Here is a 25,501-nt window from a genome sequence, read left to right as displayed (position 1 = left end):
GTCAATATCGGCGTTCCATAATCTACTTGAGATATTCAATTTTTGTTTTTCAATACTGATGTGCTGTACCATATCTTTGCAAATCTGGGATTTCTAACGTATCAAGGCTCATTCAATGGTAGTAAAATCGTAGTAATTTGAAGTATTTAAACCCTTGAAAATGCTGATAGATACAGTGTTTTAGCGGACAATCAGATTTTTAGTTGTTTTTTATTATTAAAAAAATAAATCAACTGAGGGAGGAAACAAACAAGTGATAACAATCCGTCATGAAACACCTGATGATTACACAACCGTAGAAAATATCATTAGACAATCCTTTTATAATGTTTATATGCCCGGATGTTATGAACATTATTTAGCCCATATTATACGTCAACATGAAGATTTTATCCATGAACTAGACTTTGTTTTAGAAAAAGATGGAAAAATTATTGGTCAAATCATGTATACCAAAGCAAAGCTTATAGATGAAAATAAAAATGAAAAAGTTGTTCTCACTTTTGGTCCTGTCTGCATTTTACCTGAATATCAAAAACAGGGTTATGGAAAAAGACTGATTGAACATTCAATGAAAGAAGCCTATCAGCTTGGATATGATACCATTGTGATTATGGGACATCCTCGAACATATGTTCGTTTTGGATTTCAAAGTTGTAAAGATTTACATGTCAGTCTGGAAAATGGAAAATATCCTACTGCCTTGCTGGTGAAAACTTTAGTGCCTCATGTTTTAGATCATCACTCATGGACTTATTATGAAAGCCCTGCTATGGCATTTGATCCACAAGTTGCGAAAGATTTTGATGATTCCTTAGAAAAAATGGAAAAGAAACATCTTGCCAGTCAAGATGAATTTGCGATTATCAGTCGCTCATTTATAGAATAACTATGCAAGTTACCGTGACTATTGATCGTCCTATGGGTAGTTTTCACCCTCAACATAAAAATCTATATTATCCTATTAACTATGGATACATCGAAGGAATCATGGGTGGTGATGGAGAGTATCAAGATGCTTATGTCATTGGTATTGATACACCTTTATCTCATTTTACAGGAGAAGTCATTGCGATTATTCATCGTTTCAATGATAATGAAGATAAATGGGTTGTTGCTCCTACATCAAAAACCTATACAAAAAAAGAAATAGAACACTATGTCTATTTCCAAGAACAATTCTTTGAATATGAAATTGAAATGATGATTCCACATTTCTAACAACTTTCTATGAAAGAAGTCGTTTTTTATTTCACTAAATAATGATACTGCATACCTTCACGAATATCTTTTGAAGGTTGACCAAGTTTTTCTAAAATAGTATAAGCAAATTCTAAAGCAGCAGCTGGTCCACGTCCAGTAATGATATTCTGATCACAACATACTAATACATCCTGATAAATCCCTGAAGGGATTTCTTTTTCAAATCCTGGATAACATGTAAATTTTTTTCCTGCAACAACATCTGCTTTTTCTAATGAAATAGGTCCTGCACAAATGGCAGCAATCCATTTCTTTTGTTGATTAAATGTCTTCAAAATATCAATAACTCTTTCATCATCACGAAGTGAAGTCGCTCCCGGTAATCCTCCTGGCAACACAACCATATCAGCTTCATAAACACTTTCATCAAACATTTGATCAACTTTTATCTCAATACCATGAGAACTTGTCACTGACAAAGCATCCATCCCTATCATTTGACATGTAATATTTGCACGTCTTAAAACATCTACAACACTTAATGCTTCTAATTCTTCAAATCCATCTTTAAATAAAACTGCAGCTTTCATTTTCAATTCCTCCTTACTTTTTATCTATTTTAACATGTTTTGATATCATAAACAATCAGCTACACTTTTATATATAATTGTGTTATGATAGTAAACATAAAAGAAGGTGAATCTATGATTGACAAAACCCAAATCGTTAAAAATAACAAAACAATTTTCTATTTAACTTATGCTATTATATTAGCATTTGTTGTGTTTAACTATGAAACAGTATTTTCTATGCTAAGTGATATATTATCTCTTGCAACACCATTTTATATTGCGATAATCATAGCATTTGTTTTAAATATCCCTATGCGTAATATCGAACATTTGTATGATAAGAAAATAAAACGTCATGGTTTAAAAAGAGGTTTAAGTATTGCGACAACATTATTATTAGCTATTATCTTAATTATTCTCTTTTCCTCATTCATTATTCCTAGACTTGGTGAAAGTATTGCTTTAATTATCACAAATATTTTTAATTATGCTGATCGTTTAGTGACAATGATTAATGACACACTAGCTCATTTTAACATTAATTATGCGATTAACTATGATTCTATTCAAGAAGCACTGACAAATCTTGATTTGAATCATCTACTTTCACAAAGTGGAAATCTGTTAGGAAATGCTGGTATTAACATTATCTTCCAGTCTATTGGTATTTTTGGTGTTTTTATTAATACAATTACATCTTTTATTATGGCAATCTATTTACTAGCCAATAAAGAAGCACATCTTAGACAATTAAAGAAAATTGTTACTTTTCTCTTTGGTTATCATCGTTCCTTAGTCATCTTTGATATTGGTGCCGAAGCTAATCATTATTTTAATGGTTTTGTTTCTGGTCAGTTGTTAGAAAGCTGTATTTTAATGTTTTTAATGTATGTTGGTTTTAAAATAACAGGACTTCCTTTTCCAGAATTGATTGCCTTTATTATTGGACTTGCCAGTTTAATTCCAATGTTTGGAGGATATTTTGGTTTTGCGGTTGGCTTTATCCTTGTCTTAGCTATCAATTCTACTCAAGCAATCATCTTTACAATCTGTTTTGTGATTATTCAACAGTTTGAAGCTAATATCATTTATCCTCGCGTTGTCGGTGGAGCCGTTGGTATTTCTGGATTATATGTCTTACTTTCATTAGTTATTTTTGGAAATCTCTTTGGTTTCTTTGGACTATTGATTGCTGTACCAAGCATGGCTTTAATTTATGCTGTTGGAAGTCGTGTTGTTAATATTTCTTTATATCGTAACCATATTGAAATTACGGATAAAACGATTAAAAAATTTGATTAAAAAGCAGACAAAATTGTCTGTTTTTTATTTTGTCCATGATTCAATGATTTTTCGAACAGAACGATTCATTTCTTGATGATATTGAGCAAAAAACTTTCTTTTTGCAAAAGCTTGAATATAGCTTTGTAATTGTTGTTCACTTCTTCCACTTTGTTTGATAAACATTTGTTTTGTTTCATCCATACTTTTATGATGATAAGTATTTACACTCACCATATCATTGATATCAAAACGTGGTGGTTTTTGACGATTTTGTTGTTGTGGTGTTGGTTTTCCAAAAACAACAAGTGTCGCAGGTACAGCATATTTTGGTAAATCAAAAAGTTCTTGATGAATTTCAAAGTTTTCCAATATATCCCCAATATAACAAGAACCAATACCTAATGACCATGCTCCCATAACAGCGTTTTGAGCTGCAATCATCGCATCTTCTAGAGCTAATATCATATCAGCTTCTTCAAGTTTAAAGTCTTCATCATGATAGGCACAATACATATCATACCATTTTTGATAATCTGCTAAAAACAATAAAACAAGTGGTGCCTGACTGATAAAAGGCTGATGATCACAAGTATTAGCCAATTGATCTTTAAGTTGTTGATCTTGAACATCAATGATTGAATAGAGTGCCATATTTCCAGCTGTTGGAGCTTGAATAGCTGATTGTAAAATCATATTCTTTTCTTCTAAAGTTATCTTTTCATCACGATAAGCACGAACAGATTTTCTTTCTATAAGTTCTTTGATAATCTGGTTCATTTTTTCTTCCTCCTATACCTATTTAATTATATCATAATCATGGATTATTTAAACAAATGCATGTATAATAATAAACAGAAAGCGAGGGACGATGAATGAATATAGAAGAAAGATTTTTGAAATATATTAGTTTTGATACACAATCTGATCCTCAATCTTCAACAACACCTTCTTCTATGAAACAATTAGAATTAGGAAAGTATCTTGTTGAAGAAATGAAAAAGATTGGTATTGAAGATGCACGTTTAGATCAAAGTGGTATTGTTTATGGAACAATTCCAGCTCGTGGAGAGCATCATGGTCCAGCCATTGGATTTGTAGCTCATATGGATACATCACCAGATGCTTCTGGACAAAATGTAAAACCACAGGTCATTAGAGATTATCAGGGAGATACAATCTGTTTAAATCAAGAAAAAAACTTATATCTTGATCCTCATGAGTTCCCTGAATTGTTGAATGTCATTCATCATGATTTAATCACAACGGATGGAACAACGTTACTTGGTGCAGATGATAAAGCAGGTGTTGCGATTATCATGAGTATGGCTGAATACCTTTATCATCATCCAGAATTCAACCATAGTGATATTAAAATTGCCTTTACGCCTGATGAAGAAGTGGGTAGAGGAACTGAAAATTTTGATATAGATGGTTTTAAAGCAGATTATGCCTATACAATTGATGGAGGTAATATTGCTGAAATTGAATATGAAAACTTTAATGCTTTTAGTGCAGTTGTTGAAATTACAGGAAAAAGCATTCATCCCGGAAGTGCTAAAAATGCGATGATTAATTCTATTCATATTGCTCAAGAATTTGATGCGATGTTACCTGTTCATGCCAGACCAGAATATACTGAAGGTTATGAAGGTTTTAATCATTTGCATGATATTCAAGGTAATTGTGAAAAAACAGTCATGGGGTATATCATTAGAAATCATGACCTTGCATTAGCGAAAAAACAATGTCAGGATTTTGAAAATATTGCTAGTTTTCTCAATCAAAAATATGGGTATGATATGATCAAAGTCACTATTCAACAAGACTATTTGAATATGCGTGAACATATTGAACAACATATGTATATTGTAGATAACGCTATGGCAGCCATGAAAGAATGTGGTATTGAACCTTATGCTGTTCCCATTCGTGGAGGAACTGATGGTGCTAATCTCACATATATGGGACTTCCTTGTCCAAATCTAGGAACTGGTGGATATAATTTTCATGGACCTTTTGAATATGTATCTATCACAATGATGAAAAAACAAGTAGAAGTTCTATTAAAAATAATTGAAAGAAATGAGGTAATGTAAATGTACGCAAAAAATGCATGGAATAAATATAAAGATAATCAGTATAAAGATGTTATGGATTTTAATGAAGGATACAAAGCATTTTTATCTTCAAGTAAAACAGAAAGAGCTTGTGTTAAAGAATCTGTTGAATTAGCTCAAAAAGCTGGTTTTCAAGATATTCAAGATTTACAGAGCTTAAAAGCTGGTGATAAATTTTATGTTATCAATAAAGATAAAAATTTAGCTTTATTTATTATGGGTGAAAAACCTTTAACTGATGGAATGAGAATTTTAGGTGCTCATATTGATTCACCACGTTTAGATTTAAAACAAAATCCTCTTTATGAAAGTGATGGTTTTGCTTTATTAGATACTCATTATTATGGTGGAGTTAAAAAATATCAATGGGTGACTATTCCTTTATCTTTATATGGTGTTGTGATTAAAAAAGATGGAACAAAGGTAGATGTTGTGATTGGTGAAGATGATCATGATCCAGTTGTGGGTATCACTGATTTATTGATTCACTTATCTGCTGATCAATTACAAAAAACTGCTGCTAAAGTCATTGAAGGTGAAAACTTAGATGTAACATTAGGAAGCATTCCTTTAAAAGATACTGAAAAAGATGCTGTGAAAGCGAATGTTTTAAGACTTCTTAAAGAAAAATATGATATTGAAGAAGAAGATTTCTTAAGTGCTGAAATAGAAGTTGTTCCTAGTGGAAAAGCCAGAGATTATGGATTAGATAGAAGTATGGTAATGGGATATGGTCATGATGACCGTGTATGTGCTTATACATCATTAAAAGCTATTTTAGATATTCAGGAAATCCCACAATATACATCTTGTTGTATTTTGGTAGATAAAGAAGAAATTGGTAGTGTTGGTGCAACTGGTGCACAATCTTTATTCTTTGAAAATACAATTGCTCAAATCTTACACTTATGTGGTGATGATACATTCTTATCTGTTAGAAAAGCTTTAGCTCATTCTATGATGTTATCAAGTGATGTCAGTGCTGGTTTTGATCCACTTTATAAGGAAGTGAATGATCCTAAAAATGCTGCTTATTTAGGAAATGGTATTGTTTTCAATAAATATACAGGTGCTCGTGGTAAGAGTGGTAGCAATGATGCTAATCCTGAATACTTTGCTAAAATAAGAAATGTTATGGATCAAAACGGTATTCATTTCCAAACTGCTGAACTTGGTAAAGTTGATCAAGGTGGTGGAGGTACTATTGCCTACATCTTAGGAAATTATGATATGAATGTTATTGATGCAGGAATTGCTGTTTTAAACATGCATGCTCCTCATGAAATTGTATCAAAAGTCGATGTTTATGAAGCTTACTTAGCTTATACACAATTCTTACTTCAATTATAAAAGCTCATCATGAGCTTTTTTTCTTTCATAGACAAGTGATTATCTCTTTGATATAATAAGCCCATTAAGGAGGTTACACAACCATGAAATTTATGATTATGAACTATAAACCATACGAATATGAATTATTACAAACCAAACTTAATAAACTTGGTCAACAGGGTTACATAACTCAAGAACTATCATTCGTTACAATCTTTAATAAAGTTGATTATCCTGTTTATTATCATATAGATTTTCACAAAACTATCGGTTCTACAAAAATAGAACGTCAAAAAGATAAAGATGCTTTTGCTAGAAAATATCAACAAAAAGGATATCAACCTATTTATGCAAAACATCATATGTTTGTTTTTGTTTCTAAAAAACAAAAAGACCTTCCTTTTTCTTGGGAAGATAAAAAAGATATAGCAACTGGTTCATTTAAAATTCTTTCATTTATTGGATTTTTTATATCTCTCGTTGCTTTAACCTTATTTTCTCAGTATTTATATAATGCCAGTTTTGATAAGTTTACGAGTTATGGAATTACACTTGCCTATATTGGTATCCTTCTCCTTTTTATAACTTCCATTTTTAGAAACTATTTTAGTTTTCATCAAATGAGTACAATGCATCATCAACTCAAAAATGGAATACCTCACTTTTCTTTAAAAACACTCAAGTCAATGAGAATCGTTTATTTCATTTTATCATTACTAACAATTATTCTTATCTTTGGTGGATTAATTGAAGATGTATTTAATCAAAAATCATTCCATCAACAAGAGCATCAAGTCATTCAATTAAGTGATTTTCAAATTGATAAGGAAACATCTTTCTCAAGTCAAAGTTATTCAAGTTTTACTATCCTACATACATACATTTCATTAGAAGAAGCAAAAGATGGAAACGAAGCCCTTTATATCAAAGAATTTGAATTTCCATCTCCAGAAAAAGCCAAACAAAGATTTACTGAAATAAAAGATTTACCAAGTTTATATGCTGGAAATCATGCTGTTATTGATGGATCATTATTATATGGGTATTATGATGATGAAATTGTTTCATTAACACTTTTACATAATCAGTCTGTTACAATCATTATCCCTTCATTTACATTAACAGAAGAAAACATTCAAATCATTTCACAATTTTATGCATAAAAAAAGTTTATGAATTTTCATAAACTTTTTTTATCTTTTCACAGGATGATGACAAGCCACAAAATGTCCTGGTTTTGCTTCAACAAGTTCTGGTTTTGTTGTTCTACATTCTTCAGTAGCATAACGACATCTACCAGCAAATGGACATCCAGCTGGTAAGTCAATTGGACTTGGAACATCTCCTTCAAGAATAATACGTTTTTTCTCTTTTTCTAAGTTTGGATCAGGAATTGGTACAGCTGATAATAAAGCTTCTGAATATGGGTGTAAAGAGTGAGAATAAACTTCTTCACTAGAACCCAATTCAACCAAATGTCCTAAATACATAACTGCAATACGATCAGAAATATATTTTACAATATCCAAATCATGAGCAATGAATAAATATGTTAATCCTAATTTCTTTTGTAAATCAATTAATAAGTTAATAACCTGTGATTGGATAGAAACGTCCAAAGCAGAGATTGGTTCATCACATACTAAGAATTCTGGTTCAATAGCCAGTGCTCTTGCAATACCAATACGTTGACGTTGACCACCTGAGAACTCATGAGGGAAACGGTTTGCATGTTCTTTATTTAAACCAACAAGTTCAAGTAATTCATGAACTCTTTGTTTTCTTTTTTCAGGTGTGTACATTCCATGAATTTCCATACCTTCAGCAATAATTGATTCAACTGTCATACGTGGATTCAATGACGCATATGGATCTTGGAAAATCATCTGTGCATGTTTTGCATACGCTAAACGATTTTTTGCATTATTAATATGAACTTCTTTTCCATTATAAACAATCTTACCTTTTGTAGGTTCATAAATTCCCATAACAACACGACCTAATGTTGATTTACCACAACCAGATTCACCAACTAAACCTAAAGTTTCCCCTTTTTTAATTTCAAGACTTACACCATTAACAGCCTTTAAAATTCCTCCACTGACTCTAAAATGTTTAGAAACATTATCAATTTTTAATAAAATATTTTCATCAGCCATTATGATTTTCCTCCTTGAGATGATGGACAATCTTTATGCAATAACCAGCAAGAAGCTTCATGACCATCATTTAATTTGAAAATAGGTGGTTGTTTCTTTTGACAAATCTTCATACATTTTTCACAACGTGATGCAAAAGCACAACCTTTTGGTGGATCTAATAAATCAGGTGGTGTTCCTGGAATTGAAGATAATTTATCAGATTTATTTGTATCGTGTTTAGGTAAACTGTTTAATAATGCACTTGTATATGGGTGAGATGGATTATAGAAAATATCATTTGCAGTTCCCGTTTCAACAACTTTTCCTGCATACATAACTGCAATTTTATCTGCTAAAGAAGCAACAACTCCTAAGTCATGAGTAATTAAAACAATTGCTGTTCCTGTTTTCTTTCTAATATCATCTAATAAATCAATAATCTGTGCTTGAATTGTTACATCTAATGCTGTTGTTGGTTCATCAGCAATCAATAATTTTGGATTACATGATAGAGCCATTGCAATCATTGCACGTTGACGCATCCCACCAGAAAATTGATGAGGATATTGATTAGCTCTTTCTTCAGCATTGGGAATTTGTACTAATTTCAACATTTCAATAGCTTTTTTTTGTGCTTCTTCTTTAGATAAATGTTGATGATGAACAATTGCTTCAACAATTTGTTTACCAACTTTCATTGTTGGATTTAAACATGTCATAGGATCTTGGAAAATCATACTCACTTCTTTTCCACGAATTTTTTGCATGTCTTCTTCTGGTGTATTAATAATATCAATATCACCTAAAGTTAAAGTTCCATATTTGATACGTGCAGGAGGCATAGGATTTAATTTCATGATTGTTTGAGCAGTTACACTCTTACCACAACCAGATTCACCAACAACTGCAAGAACTTGTCCTTCATCCACAGAATAAGAAACACCTCTTACAGCCTGTACTTCTCCAGCATATGTGTCGAATGAAACATATAAATCTTTGATGTCTAATACTTTTGCCATTATCCGTTACCTCCTTAATTTAGGATCAAAAGCATCTCTAAGCTTATCACCCAATAAGTTAAAGCTTAACATTGTAATACTAATGAAAATAGCAGGAATAATCAATTCAATAGGATATTGTTGGAAATATTGAATTCCATCATTTGCTAAAGTTCCCCATGAAGCTTCTGGTAAAGGTACCCCTAAACCTAAGAAAGATAAGAATGCTTCAGTAAAGATAGCATTAGGGATTGCTAATGTTAAGTTAACAATAATGATAGATAAAATATTTGGAATTAAATGTTTTCTAATAATACGTGCAGAAGAAGCACCCATACTTTTTGCAGAAACAACAAACTCCTGTTCCTTTAAACGCATGACTTCACCACGTACTAATCTGGCGGTTCCTACCCAACCGACAAGCGAGTAAGCAACGATAATTGTAAATACCCCACCAGTCATAATAACCATTAATAAGATAACGATCAATAAGTATGGAATACCATTAATAATTTCAGCGATACGCATTAAAATATTATCAACCATACCACCAAAGTATCCTGCAATACCACCATAAATAACACCAATAATAACGTTGATAATAACGGCAGCAAATGCAATAAATAATGAAATACGTGCTCCACGCCAAATTCTGGCAAACATATCTCTACCTAAATAATCAGTTCCAAAGAGATGGAAGTGACCATCACCAGAGAAAAACATACCTACATGTTTATGAAGATCATCTGTCATATCAAATTTGTATGGGTAAACAGCTGGAATAATAATCGCTAAAATAACCATCACGGCTAAAATAGCCAAAAATGTAATCGCTACTTTATCTTTTCTAATTCTTGAAAATGCATCTTTCCAGAAACTAATGCTTGGACGTGTAATAGATTGCATTTTCTCACTATCTTGTCCAACCCATTCAAAATCCGCTGCATCAACATGACAATCTGGAGATAATGCTTCTTCTGGAACGAATTCTTGTTTTAATGTTTGTTTCTTTTTCATTCTACACTACTCCTTTTCACTTGCTAGATTGATACGAGGATCAATAACACCATATAATAAATCGACAATTAATACAGCGATAATTAAGAATGCGCCATAGAACAATGTTGTTCCAGCAATTAACGTATAATCATTTTCTTTAATAGCCAATACGAAGAATTTCCCCATACCAGGAATATTAAAGATATTTTCAACAACAAATCCTCCTGTTAATACAGCAGCCGCAATTGGACCTAAAACCGTAATAACTGGCATAATTGCATTTCTTAAAGCATGTTTCCATAAAATCTGACGTTCTGACAATCCTTTTGCTTTCGCTGTTTTGATATAATCAGAACTTAAAACATCCAGCATACTTGTACGCATTAAACGTGAAACTGTTGCTAGTGAACTGAAACTCAATGCCAAAGCAGGTAAAATAATCTGATTCAAATTACCCCATCCTGTAATCGCAAAAATCTGGGTTCCCAGCAGCTGATTCAACTTTAATGCTATAAAATATTGAAGTAACGCTGCAACAATAAAACTAGGAATTGAAACTCCAATAACAGATAAAGTCATAGCAATAGTATCAGCAGCTTTTCCTCGACGAATAGCTGCAATTGCCCCTAGAGCCACTCCTGCAATAACTGCAAAAATTAATGAGAACATCCCTAACTGGAATGAAACTGGGAATGTATCTAAGATAATATCCATAACAGGTCTATTATATTTAATAGATACACCTAAATCGCCTATACAAGCATTTTTAACATACATAATAAATTGCTCTACCAAAGGTTTATCTAACCCATAAAACTCACGTAAAGCCTGTTTTGTACTTTCACTCATTGCTTTACCAGTATTGAACGGGTCACCCGGTAGCATATGCATCATTACAAATGTCAATGCTAGAAGGACAAAAATAGTGATTAGAGCATATATAAGTCTTTTTAATACATACTTTTTCATAAATTCACACCTTTCTAGACATTTTTCTCTACATTAAAATAAAGAAAGGCTATATAGACAATATTATATAGCCCATCTTTTTTCAAAAAATATCAGTATTACATTTGACTATTCTTCAACATACGCATAGTTTAAATTGATGTCTTGGAATGCAGTTCTAATAACACCTTTTAATCTATCGCTTGTTACATAACTTGTTTGTCTATCATAAATGAATCCAATTGGACATTCTTCAGCTAAGATTTCTTCAGCTTCTTTTAATTTAGCATAATATGCTTCTTTATCAGCAATTTGAGAAGCTTCTTTGATAATCTTATCATATTCAGCATTAGACCATTTACCATGATTATTACCATTTCCAGTTACCCACATATCAAGATAAGTCATTGGGTCATTGTAATCTGGTGACCATCCAGCGAATACGATTTCGAAATCACCTTGATCCATTGCATCTAATCTTGCATTGTAAGTGACTTGTCTAATATTTAGAGTCACACCTAAATGTTCTTTTAATTGTGCTTGAAGGAATTCTGCTTGTTGTTTTGCAGCACTTGAATCATCACAAAGTAATTCTGGTGAGAATTCTGCAAGTGTTAATCCTTCTTCTTTTAATCCTTCTTCTAATAATGCTTTTGCTTCACTGTAATCATTATTAGTGATATGTTTGAAAAGATCACCACAGTATTCAGTAAATTCACCTTGAGCTACTGCTGGTGGTGTGAATGTAGTTGCTACTTTGGAATCATTTTTTACAATTGTATCAATCATTGCTTGAGCATCTACACCTAAAGTTAAAGCTTTACGAACTTTAGCATTGTTAAATGGATTGACTTTTGAATTGAATTCAAAATACCAAGCTCCACCATCATCAAATCCTTGAGCATTTTCAAATTGTTTAATATTATCACCAGTTAAACCAATCATATCAATAGAACCATTATTAAATTCATTAATAGCAGTTGTTTCTTGACTGATCATTCTCATAGTGATTTTGTCTAATTTAATATTTTCAGCATTCCAGTAATCTGGATTTTTTTCTAAGACAATACTGTCTTCATGAGCCCATGAAGTAATTGTAAATGGACCATTATATGCTAATTTATCAGCATCAGTACCATAGTTGTTGTTTCCACCAGCTGCGTCATAAGCCTTTTTATTTACTGGGAAGAATGATGGGAATGCCATCAATACAACAGCGTATTGGAATGGGCCAGTAAATGTTACTTGGAATGTATATTTATCTACTGCTTTCCATCCAGCATGTTCTTCCATATATTTAGGAATATCTGCCTCAGCCATCTTGTAATCTGATTTTTCATCTTTTGGATCTACTTTTTCAGCAGTTGCATTGAAAATATCTTCAGCCCCTGCAATTTTAGTCATCCAAGTTGATGCATAAGGTGCACCAGTTCTTGCATTGAAATGTTGATTCCATGCAAATACGAAGTCTTCAGCAGTAACTTCTTCTCCGTTACTCCATTTTGCTCCTTTTCTTAAATGGAATGTATAAGTTTTTTGATCATCTGATACATCCCAGCTTTCTGCCATACCAGGTACAGCTTTATCATTGGCATCTAAGCTAACTAAACCTTCAACACAGTGACGTAAAACGTTCATTGATCCTTCAGATGTTGTTAAAATAGAATCCATTTCAGGTGGTTCTGCTCCTAAATTGATAGTAATCTCATTAGCACCAGCTGATCCACCACTACCACATCCAACTAACATAGCTAAGCATGTTACAGAAGCGGCAGCTTTTGCAAACCAATTCTTTTTCATTATTTAATTTCCCTCCTCCAAAATAACCAATCACGTCAGTTATTTTCTACTAATATATCACAACTTCTTTGATATGGGAATAGTTTTTTTTATTATTTTTTTCTTTTTTGTAATTATACGACCAATTCAATACGTTATTTCTGTTTTAAAGAAATATATGATATGTTTTTTTAATGATGTATACAATTATGTAAAAATTGTACGAAAGTTTATACAATTTTCATCTTATTTTATATCAGAATTTTGGATACGAACATCAATTTGTTGGGCTGGAATCTTGATATTTTGTTCTTTAAATATCTTTCTAATAGCAACCCACAAGTCATCATTTAACTCATAAAAATGATCATTTTCTGCCCATACCCATATTTGCATTGATACACTTCTTTCCTTATATTCACCAATTTTAATGACTGGTGCTGGTTCTTTTAAAGCATAAGGATGCTGTTGAATGACTTGCATAAGTGCTGCTTTAAATTGGGGAATATCATTATCTGGATGAAGTTCTACAGTCATTGTCACTCTACGTACATCTTCATGTGAATAATTGACGAAGCTAGATGATACTAAATCATTATTAGGAATCACTACCATCTTATTATCAAATGTCATGACAATCGTATATAAGAGCTGTATTTCTTGGACTGTTCCCACATATCCATCAATTTCAATAATATCCCCTTTGACAAAAGGCTTAGAAAACAAAATTGTGATACCAGAAGCAATTCCTTTTAAAGAATCTTGCAACCCTAAAGCGATTGCTGCTCCTGCTGTTGTTAAAACAGCGACTAACGATGTTGTAGGAACACCTAATTTAGCAATCACAGTAATAATGACAATAATCTTTAATCCAATATTTAATATAGATATCACAAAGTTTTCAATAATTGCATCAATTTGACTTCTTTTCATCATTTTTGATAAAATACGTAAAATCATTTTCACTACATACCATCCCACAACAAAAAGAATAGCTGCTTCTAAAAAATTTATACCTGCATCTGCATATTTATGAATCAATTGTTCTACCATTTTTATTCCTCTTTTCTTTTTTCGTTATTTTATCATATTTTATTTGATATAGTTAAATTTTTTATGAATTTATAGCTTCAATTCACAAAAATTGTTGCATTATTTTTATATTGAGATAAAATGGTATTATTGTTATAAGGAGGTTATTTCATGAAAGTAGCAATCATGACCGACAGTAATAGTGGTATCACTCAAAGTGAAGCAAAAGAACTTGGAATCTTTGTTTTACCTATGCCTTTTACAATAGATGGTCAAGAATATAAAGAAGATATTAATCTCACACAGGATGAGTTTTATGATAAGTTAATGAATGGTGCCGAAGTCTTTACTTCACAACCTGCCACAGGAGAAGTCACAGCTTTCTTTGACTGCATTTTAAAAGATTATGATCAGATTGTGCATATTCCGATGTCAAGTGGATTAAGTGGTTCTTGTCAGACTGCTATGATGTTGGCAGATGATGAAGCCTATAAAGGAAAAGTTTTTGTTGTTGATTCTCAACGTATTTCTGTCACTCAAAAATGGGATGTATTTGATGCTATGACTTTGGCTAAACAAGGCAAAAGCGCTCAAGAAATTTATGATATTTTAATGGAAAACAAATTAAATGCTTCTATTTATATAACAGTGAATACACTAGAATACTTAAAAAAAGGAGGACGTATTACTCCTGCCGCTGCAACACTTGGAGGATTATTAAAAATCAAACCAATTTTAACAATTCAAGGTGAAAAACTAGACTCTTTCCAAAAGACACGTACAATGCAAAAAGCCTCTAAAATCATGATTGAAGCTTTACGTCATGACATCCAAGAACGTATTGACCCAACTCATGAAGATATGTCTGATGCACGTATTATGATTGCCTACACTTATGATAGAGATCAGGCTTTAGAATTCAAAAAAGAAGTCGAAGAAGCCTTCCCAAATCATGACATTATCTGTGACCCACTTTCTTTAAGTGTAGCCTGCCATATTGGTCCTCATTCTTTAGCCATTGCTGCATGTAAAAAGATTTAACCCAGCTACTCATCGAGTAGCTTTTTTGTTAAATTCTTGCATTTCACTTTATTTTCAGTTATGATACAGTATGTCAACATGATAAATCATAAATTTTTATTGTTAATCACAGATAAAAATCATATGCTTTAATGAAAAAATATATAAAAAATGGTATAATATAAATACATATCAATACTTTTATTTTATTGAAAAATCATGAAAAAGACATATATTATAATGAAAGAAAGGTGAAAGTGAATGGCGGATAGGCCTCAAAAACGTTCTTATCAAAGAAGAACACCCTATAATAATAAAAACAGACAAATGAAAAATGAAACATTATCTTCTGATACAAAGGTATTTGCATTAGGAGGTTTAAATGAAGTTGGAAAAAATATGTATTGTATTGAACATCAGGATGAATTAGTCATTATTGATGCTGGTGTAAAATTTGCAGAAGATGGATTACCTGGTATCGATTATGTTATTCCTGATTATACATATTTAAAACGTAATCAGAAAAAAATCAAAGCTTTATTGATTACACATGGTCATGAAGATCATATTGGAGGAATTCCTTTCCTTTTACAGGTTGTTCATATTCCTTTTATCTATGCATCTCCTTTAGCTTGTGCAATGATTCGAAGAAAGCTTGAAGAAAAACGTTTAACACAAGCAACAAAATTAATTCAAATTAATAATTTATCTCAAGTCAAAACAAAATATTTTAATATTGGTTTCTTTAAGACAAATCATTCTATTCCTGAATCATTAGGAATCGTTATTAATACACCTAATGGACGCATTGTTTCAACAGGTGACTTTAAATTCGATTTAACACCGGTTGGTGATCCAGCTGATTTCCAAGTGATGTCTTTTCTTGGCGAAACAGGTGTTACTTTATTGTTAAGTGATTCTACCAATGCTGAAGTACCTAACTTTTCGATTAGTGAAAAGCAAGTGGCTTATAGTGTACAGGAAGAATTTAGAAAAACTGAGGGTCGTTTAATCGTAGCGACATTTGCTTCTAACGTCCATCGTGTTCAACAGATTATTGATGCAGCTGTGAAATTCAATCGTAAGATTCTAGTATTTGGACGTTCTATGGAAAACAATATTCAAGTTTCTCGTAAACTTGGTTACATCAAATGTCCAGACCGTTTCTTTATCAAAAATGATGAAGCAAAGAATTTACCCGATAATGAAATTCTTATTTTATGTACCGGAAGTCAAGGAGAAGCACTGGCTGCATTAAGTCGAATTGCTAATGGAACACATCGTCAAGTATCTATTAAACCGGGTGATACTGTTGTCTTTTCATCTAACCCTATTCCCGGTAATGCAAGTAGTGTCAGCAGAGTTATCAATAAACTCTATCGTGCGGGTGCCAGAGTTTTAACAAATGAGGCTATTAATAACTTGCATACCTCTGGACATGCTTCACAGGAAGAACAGAAATTAATGTTGTTGTTGACACGTCCTAAGTATTTTTTCCCAGTGCATGGTGAATATCGTATGTTGAAGATTCATGCTAAATTATTTGAAGAAGTGGGACTGACAAAAGGCAATGCTTTTGTTTTATCAAATGGTGATTCTATCTTATTGCATAATGGAGAAGCTCGTTTAGGACCACGTATTCATGTTGATGATATTTATGTTGATGGTAATGATATTACCGGTTTATCAACTGCTGTATTAAGAGATCGTCAGATTTTAAGTGAAGATGGCATGGTATCTGTACTTATTTCAATGGATTCTCGTGCAGGATGTTTATTAAATAAACCTATTATTATGTCACGTGGTTTTGTTTATATGCAGGATAGTAAAGAAATGATTCGTGAAGCAGAGTTATTAGTGAGTCGTGAACTTTCTCATTTATTAAAGAGAAAGACAACTTTTGGTGAAATCAAGAATACAATCAGGGATACATTGGCTCCTTATTTTTATCAAAAAACAAAAAGAAATCCAATGATTATTCCTGTCATTATGAATAAAAAAGTATGAAAAAGCTCATCAGACGATTAATGATTTTATTAATCGTCTTTGGTTTATGTTTTCTGGGATATTATGTCTATGCCATTTCACCTAAAGATTACGAATTTCATGAACAAAATTATATCAATTCACAAATTTCTTCACAACTCAATGGTTTAAAGATTGCCTTTTTATCCGATATCAATTTAACAAACCAAGAAAGTATAACTCGTTTTCAAGAAATTGTTAAAGAATTAAACAATTATCCTTTTGATATGGTTATTTTTGGTGGGGATTTATATGATGATCAGGTCTTTAAAACTGATGAAGTTTCACAAATTTTAAAAAGTATTCAATGTCAATATGGAAAACTTGCTATACTTGGTGAACGAGATGAAAAATCTTCATTAGAAGTCACACAAGTGCTTAACAATGGTGGTTTTGAAGTACTCAATAATGAAACACGTCCATTATATTACAAAGATACATCACTTACACTTGTCGCCTATGACGATGAATACGACTTCTCAAAACTCAAAGAAACACAAGATAAACTGGTTGTTGGCATTTCACATCAACCTGATACTTTTATTCAAGCCAAAAACTATGTAGATTTACAACTCTCTGGTCATAGTTATGGTGGTTCTGTGTATTTCCCATATCTTGGCAGTATGTTCCCTATTGAAGGAGCAAAAACATATAATCATGGAACATATGAAGAAAAAAATGCTACATTAATTGTATCTAATGGAATCAGTGGTCCTTCATCATTCCCATATAAAGTTTTCTGTCCTAATCAAGTGCTTCTTGTTTCTTTCTACTCAAAAAGCAACGATGTTTAATCATCGTTGCTTTTCTCATTATTTTTCATTCCATATTTTAAATGATATAACGCTTCTAAAACTTCAAAAATATATGTTACAGAAAACTTTCCAATCAATGAATGATGATCATTACCCACTTTCAATATCATATCTACCTTATCACTATATGGAAACTCATCTAATTGTGTAATCGCAATAATATAAGCTTCTGTTTTCACCAATTCTCGCATTGTTTCAATATGATCTTTAAAGAATCCCCCAGCAATAGATGAAACAATAATCAAATCATAGTCTTTTAATGTTTTATAGATATTTTTTTGTTGTTCTAAAGGATACATAGCAACACAGTCTTTTCCTAAATAGGAAAGTTCAATCTGTAATTGCATAGATACAGACTGGGTAAAGAAATTACCTGCAAAACAGATATGTTTCGCTTCATGAATTTTATCAACAATATAGATTAAATCCTCATAACGTAGATTATCATAAGTATCCTGTAAATTATGAATCACGTTTTGAAAATGATTTTTAAAAATATCCTTACCTTCATCAATTGTTTCAGGTGCAGGTAACTGATGATCAAACAGTAATCTTTTCGCATCTTGATTAAAATAATGCAAATTCATTGTGACATCTTTTTTAAAATCAGTAAATGATTCATAACTGAGTTTACGACAAAGTCTGGAAATCGTTGCGGTAGAAACATAGCACATTTTGGCGACATCTGTAATACTACTATCAGGTATCTTATAAATATTCTTTAAAATCGTTTTGGCAGCACCCCAATACACATCATGAATACTGGTCATATTAATGAAATTGATGAGATTATAGAAAGCACTTCTCATTGAGGTTGCCCCTCATCATATTTTAAGACTGTGACTTCTCCAGTTGTCAGACATAAACAATTTAATTGTCCTTTATTACCAACAGCTAAGCCACCATCTATTGCAATCTTATTATGATAATCTGGATCATACCAAATATTAAAAGAATGATCTTCATTAATAAAACAACAAGGTGTATGCCCAAAGATATACGTATAATCCGGATTAGCTTCATTCAAATAGAAGTATTCACGAATCCAAGCTAAAATTTCTTCATCATTCTCTTCTAAAGGAATTTCCGGATCAACACCTGCATGTACTAAAACATAATGTTTTCCATTCAAATCTAATTCATAATAACTTGGTAATGAATCAATAAACGAAATCAATTCTTTAATAAACATACGTTTTAAATCAAAATATTCTTCATAGGGAATGTAATCTTTTTGTAAATATTCTCGAATACTATCAACTGTTTTATGTCCCCCATTTTGCTTCCATAAACGATAAGGATTAGAACGTTCAGAATCTAAATCATTATATTTCAAAGCTGCCAACATAGATTGACGCATCATGATTTCATGATTTCCTTTAATCATATGAATATTATCCATAGCCTTCACAAAATAATAAATATCAATACTATTAGGTCCACGATCCATAATATCCCCTAATATATAAAGTTCATCATTTTCTGTAAAACCAATACGTTCCAACAACAATTGAAGTAATACAAATTGTCCATGAAGATCTGATATAACAAATATTCTTTTTTCCATATATCATCACCCCATTACATTCTATCATAATTATATTTTTTTATAAACTAAACCCATCTTTATTTTAAAAAAAATCTCTATTCAAAATAATTTCTATGTAAAATAGAGGCTTAAACCTCTATTCAATAATACGCACTTGGAAAACAATTTCAACACTGGACATTGGTTCAATAGTTGAAATCACATAATAAAGTGTACGATTGTCAAGTGCTGGTGTTTGTGCTTGTCCATTGACAGTAAATGACTCATTGACATAAACAACATTTTCATCTAGTTCATCACTAAAGACCACTTGTGTTTCTTCCACTAATGATGTGTTTTGAATAAAAATAGTATACGTTAAAATTTCTCCTGTACACGCCTTTTCTTTATCCACTGTTTTGGTAATTTGAAGTGGTTTTTTAATAGCTGTTTCTACACCATTACTCACACTAATATGACAACCTGTATCCACTTGAGCAATATTATATACTCGACTACATTCCATATAGCACCCTCCTTTCTCTATAATTTATGTCACTTTTCAAAGTTGTTCTGTTTGTTTACAACGTTTCTTTTCAATTTCGGTAAAAACTAGCCATCTTCATCAAAATAGTATATGATAAAAGCAGTAGGTGATTAGCATGTTCAATGAATTCTATCTTTCTGTTTATAATCAACTTTTCTTTCGATGGATTCTCTCACATCAAAAACAATATCAAAAAGACTATATTCACTGTTTTGTTGAAACGGACAATGAAAAACATCAAATTATTTGTTTTGAATCTGTAAAAGTCAAAGGGAAAATCACAATCTGGTATAATCACATTATAGAAGAAGAAATTTCACGTTTAAGTGATGATAAACTCATTTTTTACTTACATTTTACAATGACAGATTTAGCCCAATGTACCCATTTATTTAAAGAATTTTATCAGACGATGGTTCAATATACTCAGCAAAAAGAATGGAAAATTGCATTATGTTGTACGGGTGGATTATCAACATCTGTTTTTATCGAAGAAATGCAACAAGTCTGTGAATTAGAAAACATTCATTTTCAGCTTGTATCCTTATCTTTAGATCAACTCTATAAACATTACCAAGATTATGATGCTTTATATCTGGCTCCCCAAATTGCTCATTTAGAGCCTGATATTTTAGCATTCACAAAACATCAGATTCCTGTTTATCGTATTGATGCTACACTCTTTGCAACAAAGAATTATCGTGCTATTATTCAAACAATTCAAAAAAATATCCAAGTTCAATCATAAAACTTGGATTTTTTTATTCTCCACAATTTACATATTTTATCCCAATCTTTTTCGTTATTATATCCTTATACTTTTAATAAGGAGGAGATACTATGAAAAAGATAATACCACTTATTTTTATATTTATTTTCTTATTAGGATACATCATTTTCTTTATTGTAAGGAGAGAATATGATGAATAGAAAAAAACTCATTATATGTACAATAATTCTTATTTGTATTCTTATCACGTCCTTTTTTATTTATCAAAGATTAGATAATATACAAACACACTCCAGTGAATTATTATCACATATTCAAGAAGTCTATACCCCAACCTATCAAAATCAAATCAAAGACAATATTAATGTTATGAAAAATAAGAGTTATACACTCAATGATCCTTTAATATTAGAAAATCCTTTTCAAACAAATACAACTAGTCTATATGTTTATTTTTATACAAAAGAACCAGCCGTTATTTCTTATCAAGTTCATGTAGATGGATTAGAAGATTTTTCTCGTGAACTGTATGGCGATTATACAACCGAACATGAATATCAATTAATTGGTATTGTCCCTAATCAAAAAAATATATTAACACTCACTGCCACTAATCAAGATGGTGACATTATTGCCAGTCATCAATGGACTTATGATGCTCCTGCATTATTAAGTGGTAATGAAAATGCCTATGTTTCCATTGAAAAAGGAAACAGCACACAGCAACTTAGCAACGGTCTTTATACAGTTCTAGGCAATGATACAAGTGAAAACGATGATGATATTGATTATATTTTCTTATATGATAATAATGGTGTCATTCGAAGTGAAATTCCTATCATTTCCTATCGTGCTCATCGTTTACTCTTTGATGATGATGCAATGTATTATAGTGTTTCATCTTCACTTTTAGCTGGAATGAACAGACTGGGACAAATCACACAGTTCTATGATACAGGGCATTATCGTTTACATCATGATTATATTAATGGTTCAAACAATGATTTTCTTGTTCTAGCAACACAAAGCAATACAGATACTGAAGAAGATAAAATCATCAGTATTGATAAAGAAACACATGAAATCAAAAAAGTTATTGATCTTGAAGAACTCTTTATCAACTATCGTCAGAATTTAGATTCATCACAAGATGAAGCTCTGGACTGGATGCATATTAATGCCCTGCAGCTGGTCGATAAAGACAGTTTAATCATCAGTTCAAGAGAAACATCAACAATCATTAAAATCAATTCTATTTATGATTCTCCCACTGTAGACTATATGATTGGTTCTCCTCTTTTTTGGCAGGAAAGTGGCTATGATGAATTCCTTTTAACACAAATCGGTGATTTTTCTTTAAATGCGGGTCAACATTGTGTGACTTATCAACAAGATGACAAACTTGCTGATGGACAATATTATTTGTACTTCTACAACAATAATAACACGATTTCTACGACACGTGATTATGACTATAAAAATGATCCTTATTATCATGATACAGGAGAAGGGAATAAAGGTAAACAATCATACTACTATAAATATCTCATTGATGAAAATGAAAGAACATTTGAATTAGTTGAAAGTATTCCTGTCACTTATTCTGGTTATGTGAGTTCTGTACAGGAACATGAAAATCATAAAATTATTGATAGTGGCAGTGCTTTTGAAACAGTGGAATTAGACGATCAAAACAATATCATACAAACAATCAAAGGAACAGGTGATACTTGGTGGTATCGTGTCTTTAAATATACTTATAATCATTTCTGGTTTCAAGATGAAAACTGACGGATTAACCGTCAGTTTTTATAAAAGGAAGATAACGTGATTTATGAGCCTGATTCACATAGAAACTCACATCAATGCCGTTGTCTAAATATTCTAATTGAACAATCTCATATTGATATTCAATATCACTAAAAATATCACCTTGTTCATAGGGAATATATACATGTATTAATTCATAATCTTTAAAGAGAGTATGAATAATCATATCTTCTAATTCGTTGAAATATAAGTTTTCTTTGACTGATATTCCGATACTGTTTTCTTGTTCAAAGATGGGTAATTGAGGAAGTAAATCTATTTTATTATACACATAAATCATAGGAATATGATGAGCACCAATGTCTTTTAATACTGATAAGGTTGTTTCTATTTGATTATGATAATATGGTGAAGAAACATCAATGATATGTAAAAGTAAATCTGCATCTTTGACTTCTTCCAATGTAGAACGAAAGGCCTGTACAAAAGAATGAGGCAATTGATGTATAAAACCTACTGTATCATTCATAATCAAATGATGTTTTTTAAAATAAATTCGTCTTGATGCTGTTTGAAGCGAAGCAAAAAGCATATCCTTAGCGTCTACTTTTTTCTTTGTAAAATGATTTAATAAAGACGATTTTCCACTATTAGTATAACCAACAAGGCAAACAACCTTTTCTTGATGATGTTTTCTTAACTGTCTTTGTGTTTGACGTTGTTTTTCAATAGCTTCCAATTCTTTTTTGGCCTGTGTCAATTGACGACGAATACGACGACGATCCAATTCAATCTGCTTTTCCCCAGCACCACGAAATCCCATTCCTCCCTGTTGTGAATAAAGGTGCTGTTTCATTCCTGCCAGTCTTGGTAAGGTATATTCTAGCCTTGCCATTTCTACCTGTAACTTGGCTTCTTTTGTTTTAGCTCTTAAAGCAAATATACGTAATATCAAATCACTGCGATCCGTCACTTCAACCTGCCAGATATCTGTTAGATTTTTCATTTGTAAAGGTGTTAATTCTTCATTGAAGATAACAATATCATCCGTTTCTAAAAGTTCCCCAATGTCCATGACTTTTCCTTTTCCAATATAATATTTAGGAGAAATCACTTCTAAATTTTGAATAACAACTGTCTTCACTTCTATATCACAAGCAAAAGCTAACTGTTCTAATTCCTGCATAGAAACCTCAAAATCATAAGTCATTTGAGGATATTTGACACCGACTAATATTCCTTTCATATGTATTCACCACTTTCAATAAGGAGTCTTTATGAAAAAAGCTAATTATTATTTTACACTTTGCCTTGTTCTTTTTACAACTCTTTTTTCTTTTTTTAATATGTTTCAAATTGTTAAAATATCTTCTCAAGTCATTCAAATAGTCCTCACCAATTTATTACCTTCTTTATTACCCTTTATGATTCTCATTTCTTTATGTTTATCCTTAGGAATCTTTCAACTCATCAGTTATTTTATCCAATTTCTCTTTTCTCCCCTCTTTCACCTAACACCTCATATGTCCTCTTTATATTTTATGTCATTTTTTTGTGGTTATCCAACCAACGCGAAAATGTTAAAGGAATCTTATGAACTAGGATATATCAATATTTCTCAACTTCAGCATCTTCTTTCCATTGCCTCTTTTTCATCATTAAGTTTTATCTTTGTTTCTTTAAAACTTCCTTTTCCTATCGCTTTGATGATTTATTTCAGTCATATTCTTCCTAGCATTATCAAAGCACTTTTCTATCATCATGATTATCAATGGATGTCTTTTCAACAAAGTTTAACTCCTATTATCCATCCTCATATACGCTTTGTTGAAGCGTTAAAAAAAAGCATCACGACTTCTTTAACTGCTTTTATTTTTATTTTAGGTTATATGCTTGTCTTTCAATTTGTTGGTTATAGTCTTCAAGCCATTATTCATGATCCATTTTTATTAAGTATTATAAAAGGATTTTTAGAGTTTAGTTCTGGTTCCATTCAACTTTTACAATATCAACATTTTTTAGTTTATCCTTTTGTCAGTTTTTATTTATCGTTTTCGGGATTATCTGTTTTAATGCAAGTTGATAATATATTAGATGGTATTCCTTATTCATTTAAATCATATGTCATATCACGATTATTGCATGGTGTATGTTCATTTTTTATTTGTTTAGGTTTACAATATTTGACAATATAAAGATGTATGCTATAATAATAGTAACCATTATTAATAAGGGGTTGAGCGTATGTCTGAAACAAAATTAAGATATTCTAAACAAAGGGAAACAATTTATGATGTTTTAAAAAATGATTGTACCCATCCCTGTGTTGATGATATTTATACAAAAGTCAAACAATTACTTCCAGACATTAGTTTAGGAACAGTTTATCGTAATTTGAATTTACTGGCCGATCATCATAGAATTACACGCTTAGATATTGGTGATGGAGTGATTCGTTTTGATGCACGTATGGATTCACATTTTCATATGATTTGTAAACAATGTGGATCAATTCAAGATATTGTTTGTCAACCAGCAATACTTGAAGAACTTATTAATAAGGTCAATGAACAATCTGAACATGTTGTTGAGAGTGCACAAATTCTTTTTCATGGAACATGTTTACATTGTTTAAAACAAAAATCATAGGAAGGAGGGCAT

25 protein-coding genes are annotated in these 25,501 nt (G+C 31.4%); 13 read left to right on the top strand and 12 right to left on the bottom strand.

Annotation, left to right across the window (positions count from 1 at the left end; genetic code table 11):
• Nucleotides 1-253 precede the first annotated feature (253 nt).
• Together ACGHJ8_RS02825 and ACGHJ8_RS02820 are read left to right on the top strand one after the other, a co-directional pair.
• The gene (locus tag ACGHJ8_RS02825) at nt 254-889 is read left to right on the top strand and encodes a GNAT family N-acetyltransferase (RefSeq protein WP_211962037.1); all 636 of its coding nucleotides are present in this window, start codon (nt 254-256) and stop codon (nt 887-889) included.
• 2 nt (nt 890-891) lie between these two features.
• Nucleotides 892-1,221: an inorganic pyrophosphatase gene (locus ACGHJ8_RS02820; RefSeq protein ID WP_249191338.1), complete on the top strand. Its 330-nt coding sequence runs from the start codon at nt 892-894 to the stop codon at nt 1,219-1,221.
• A gap of 26 nt (nt 1,222-1,247) precedes the next feature.
• On the opposite strand, the gene ACGHJ8_RS02815 is transcribed toward ACGHJ8_RS02820, so the two are convergent.
• Nucleotides 1,248-1,793 carry a DJ-1 family glyoxalase III gene (locus ACGHJ8_RS02815; RefSeq protein WP_390541572.1) on the bottom strand — a complete coding sequence of 182 codons (546 nt, stop codon included), beginning with the start codon at nt 1,791-1,793 and terminating at the stop codon, nt 1,248-1,250.
• Nucleotides 1,794-1,907: 114 nt separating this feature from the next.
• Here ACGHJ8_RS02815 and ACGHJ8_RS02810 point away from each other — a divergent pair, with 114 nt between their 5' ends.
• The gene (locus ACGHJ8_RS02810) at nt 1,908-3,077 is read left to right on the top strand and encodes an AI-2E family transporter (RefSeq protein WP_390541570.1); all 1,170 of its coding nucleotides are present in this window, start codon (nt 1,908-1,910) and stop codon (nt 3,075-3,077) included.
• Nucleotides 3,078-3,101: 24 nt separating this feature from the next.
• Here ACGHJ8_RS02810 and ACGHJ8_RS02805 read toward each other — a convergent pair whose 3' ends face one another.
• Entirely contained in the window at nt 3,102-3,836 is a 735-nt protein-coding gene (locus ACGHJ8_RS02805; protein WP_087357743.1) for a nitroreductase family protein, read from the bottom strand.
• 95 nt (nt 3,837-3,931) lie between these two features.
• On the opposite strand from ACGHJ8_RS02805, the gene pepT reads away from it, so the two are divergent.
• The 3 genes from pepT (at nt 3,932) to ACGHJ8_RS02790 (ending at nt 7,671) form a co-directional block, all read left to right on the top strand.
• The gene (gene pepT / locus ACGHJ8_RS02800) at nt 3,932-5,155 is read left to right on the top strand and encodes a peptidase T (RefSeq protein WP_390541567.1); all 1,224 of its coding nucleotides are present in this window, start codon (nt 3,932-3,934) and stop codon (nt 5,153-5,155) included.
• Nucleotides 5,156-6,526, top strand: a complete 1,371-nt coding sequence (locus ACGHJ8_RS02795) for an aminopeptidase (protein WP_211962041.1) — start codon at nt 5,156-5,158, stop codon at nt 6,524-6,526. It begins immediately after the preceding gene.
• An 83-nt stretch (nt 6,527-6,609) separates the two neighbouring features.
• Nucleotides 6,610-7,671: a hypothetical protein gene (locus ACGHJ8_RS02790; protein ID WP_390541565.1), complete on the top strand. Its 1,062-nt coding sequence runs from the start codon at nt 6,610-6,612 to the stop codon at nt 7,669-7,671.
• A gap of 30 nt (nt 7,672-7,701) precedes the next feature.
• Here ACGHJ8_RS02790 and ACGHJ8_RS02785 read toward each other — a convergent pair whose 3' ends face one another.
• The 6 genes from ACGHJ8_RS02785 to ACGHJ8_RS02760 all read right to left on the bottom strand — a co-directional run bounded on the left by ACGHJ8_RS02785 (nt 7,702) and on the right by ACGHJ8_RS02760 (nt 14,426).
• Nucleotides 7,702-8,667: an ABC transporter ATP-binding protein gene (locus tag ACGHJ8_RS02785; RefSeq protein ID WP_087244505.1), complete on the bottom strand. Its 966-nt coding sequence runs from the start codon at nt 8,665-8,667 to the stop codon at nt 7,702-7,704.
• Nucleotides 8,667-9,668, bottom strand: coding sequence for an ABC transporter ATP-binding protein (locus tag ACGHJ8_RS02780; protein WP_164483491.1), 1,002 nt, complete (start codon nt 9,666-9,668; stop codon nt 8,667-8,669). The genes ACGHJ8_RS02785 and ACGHJ8_RS02780 overlap by 1 nt, the downstream gene beginning before the upstream one ends.
• A 6-nt stretch (nt 9,669-9,674) precedes the next feature.
• Nucleotides 9,675-10,664: an ABC transporter permease gene (locus ACGHJ8_RS02775; protein WP_211962043.1), complete on the bottom strand. Its 990-nt coding sequence runs from the start codon at nt 10,662-10,664 to the stop codon at nt 9,675-9,677.
• Between the two features lie 6 nt (nt 10,665-10,670).
• Nucleotides 10,671-11,615 (bottom strand): ABC transporter permease, encoded by a 945-nt coding sequence (locus tag ACGHJ8_RS02770; protein ID WP_087357738.1) that lies wholly within the window; start codon nt 11,613-11,615, stop codon nt 10,671-10,673.
• Between the two features lie 108 nt (nt 11,616-11,723).
• Nucleotides 11,724-13,394, bottom strand: coding sequence for a peptide ABC transporter substrate-binding protein (locus ACGHJ8_RS02765; protein ID WP_390541562.1), 1,671 nt, complete (start codon nt 13,392-13,394; stop codon nt 11,724-11,726).
• Nucleotides 13,395-13,619: 225 nt separating this feature from the next.
• Entirely contained in the window at nt 13,620-14,426 is an 807-nt protein-coding gene (locus tag ACGHJ8_RS02760) for a mechanosensitive ion channel family protein (protein ID WP_205089468.1), read from the bottom strand.
• A gap of 150 nt (nt 14,427-14,576) precedes the next feature.
• Between ACGHJ8_RS02760 and ACGHJ8_RS02755 the strand changes: the two genes are divergently transcribed.
• The 3 genes from ACGHJ8_RS02755 to ACGHJ8_RS02745 all read left to right on the top strand — a co-directional run bounded on the left by ACGHJ8_RS02755 (nt 14,577) and on the right by ACGHJ8_RS02745 (nt 18,244).
• Nucleotides 14,577-15,446, top strand: coding sequence for a DegV family protein (locus ACGHJ8_RS02755; RefSeq protein WP_211962045.1), 870 nt, complete (start codon nt 14,577-14,579; stop codon nt 15,444-15,446).
• Nucleotides 15,447-15,686: 240 nt separating this feature from the next.
• Entirely contained in the window at nt 15,687-17,432 is a 1,746-nt protein-coding gene (gene rnjA / locus ACGHJ8_RS02750; protein WP_283092184.1) for a ribonuclease J1, read from the top strand.
• A gap of 20 nt (nt 17,433-17,452) precedes the next feature.
• The gene (locus ACGHJ8_RS02745) at nt 17,453-18,244 is read left to right on the top strand and encodes a metallophosphoesterase (RefSeq protein WP_390541559.1); all 792 of its coding nucleotides are present in this window, start codon (nt 17,453-17,455) and stop codon (nt 18,242-18,244) included.
• Here the strand turns inward: ACGHJ8_RS02745 and ACGHJ8_RS02740 are convergent.
• The 3 genes from ACGHJ8_RS02740 to ACGHJ8_RS02730 all read right to left on the bottom strand — a co-directional run bounded on the left by ACGHJ8_RS02740 (nt 18,241) and on the right by ACGHJ8_RS02730 (nt 20,319).
• The gene (locus ACGHJ8_RS02740; protein ID WP_205089472.1) at nt 18,241-19,074 is read right to left on the bottom strand and encodes a MurR/RpiR family transcriptional regulator; all 834 of its coding nucleotides are present in this window, start codon (nt 19,072-19,074) and stop codon (nt 18,241-18,243) included. The two genes, ACGHJ8_RS02745 and ACGHJ8_RS02740, sit on opposite strands and share 4 nt — an antisense overlap.
• Nucleotides 19,071-19,832 carry a metallophosphoesterase gene (locus tag ACGHJ8_RS02735; protein ID WP_087357731.1) on the bottom strand — a complete coding sequence of 254 codons (762 nt, stop codon included), beginning with the start codon at nt 19,830-19,832 and terminating at the stop codon, nt 19,071-19,073. Before ACGHJ8_RS02735 ends, ACGHJ8_RS02740 begins: the two co-directional genes overlap by 4 nt.
• Before the next feature lie 118 nt (nt 19,833-19,950).
• Nucleotides 19,951-20,319 (bottom strand): DUF11 domain-containing protein, encoded by a 369-nt coding sequence (locus ACGHJ8_RS02730; protein WP_211962048.1) that lies wholly within the window; start codon nt 20,317-20,319, stop codon nt 19,951-19,953.
• Between the two features lie 136 nt (nt 20,320-20,455).
• Here ACGHJ8_RS02730 and ACGHJ8_RS02725 point away from each other — a divergent pair, with 136 nt between their 5' ends.
• Nucleotides 20,456-21,088 carry a PTS sugar transporter subunit IIB gene (locus ACGHJ8_RS02725; protein ID WP_211962049.1) on the top strand — a complete coding sequence of 211 codons (633 nt, stop codon included), beginning with the start codon at nt 20,456-20,458 and terminating at the stop codon, nt 21,086-21,088.
• A 174-nt stretch (nt 21,089-21,262) separates the two neighbouring features.
• Nucleotides 21,263-22,861: an aryl-sulfate sulfotransferase gene (locus ACGHJ8_RS02720; RefSeq protein WP_390541555.1), complete on the top strand. Its 1,599-nt coding sequence runs from the start codon at nt 21,263-21,265 to the stop codon at nt 22,859-22,861.
• Nucleotides 22,862-22,865: 4 nt separating this feature from the next.
• On the opposite strand, the gene hflX is transcribed toward ACGHJ8_RS02720, so the two are convergent.
• Nucleotides 22,866-24,086, bottom strand: a complete 1,221-nt coding sequence (hflX, locus tag ACGHJ8_RS02715; RefSeq protein WP_390541553.1) for a GTPase HflX — start codon at nt 24,084-24,086, stop codon at nt 22,866-22,868.
• Between the two features lie 295 nt (nt 24,087-24,381).
• Here hflX and ACGHJ8_RS02710 point away from each other — a divergent pair, with 295 nt between their 5' ends.
• Both ACGHJ8_RS02710 and ACGHJ8_RS02705 read left to right on the top strand, forming a co-directional pair.
• The gene (locus tag ACGHJ8_RS02710; RefSeq protein ID WP_390541551.1) at nt 24,382-25,035 is read left to right on the top strand and encodes a hypothetical protein; all 654 of its coding nucleotides are present in this window, start codon (nt 24,382-24,384) and stop codon (nt 25,033-25,035) included.
• A gap of 49 nt (nt 25,036-25,084) precedes the next feature.
• Nucleotides 25,085-25,489, top strand: a complete 405-nt coding sequence (locus tag ACGHJ8_RS02705) for a Fur family transcriptional regulator (RefSeq protein WP_087357725.1) — start codon at nt 25,085-25,087, stop codon at nt 25,487-25,489.
• Nucleotides 25,490-25,501 lie beyond the last annotated feature (12 nt).

It is taken from the genome of Massiliimicrobium timonense (assembly GCF_042850985.1).
In the GTDB taxonomy this organism is placed as follows: Bacteria; Bacillota_I; Bacilli_A; order Erysipelotrichales; family Coprobacillaceae; genus Allocoprobacillus.
The sequence above is the reverse complement of the archived record's forward strand: the minus strand, read 5'-3'. Positions and strand labels throughout refer to the sequence as shown.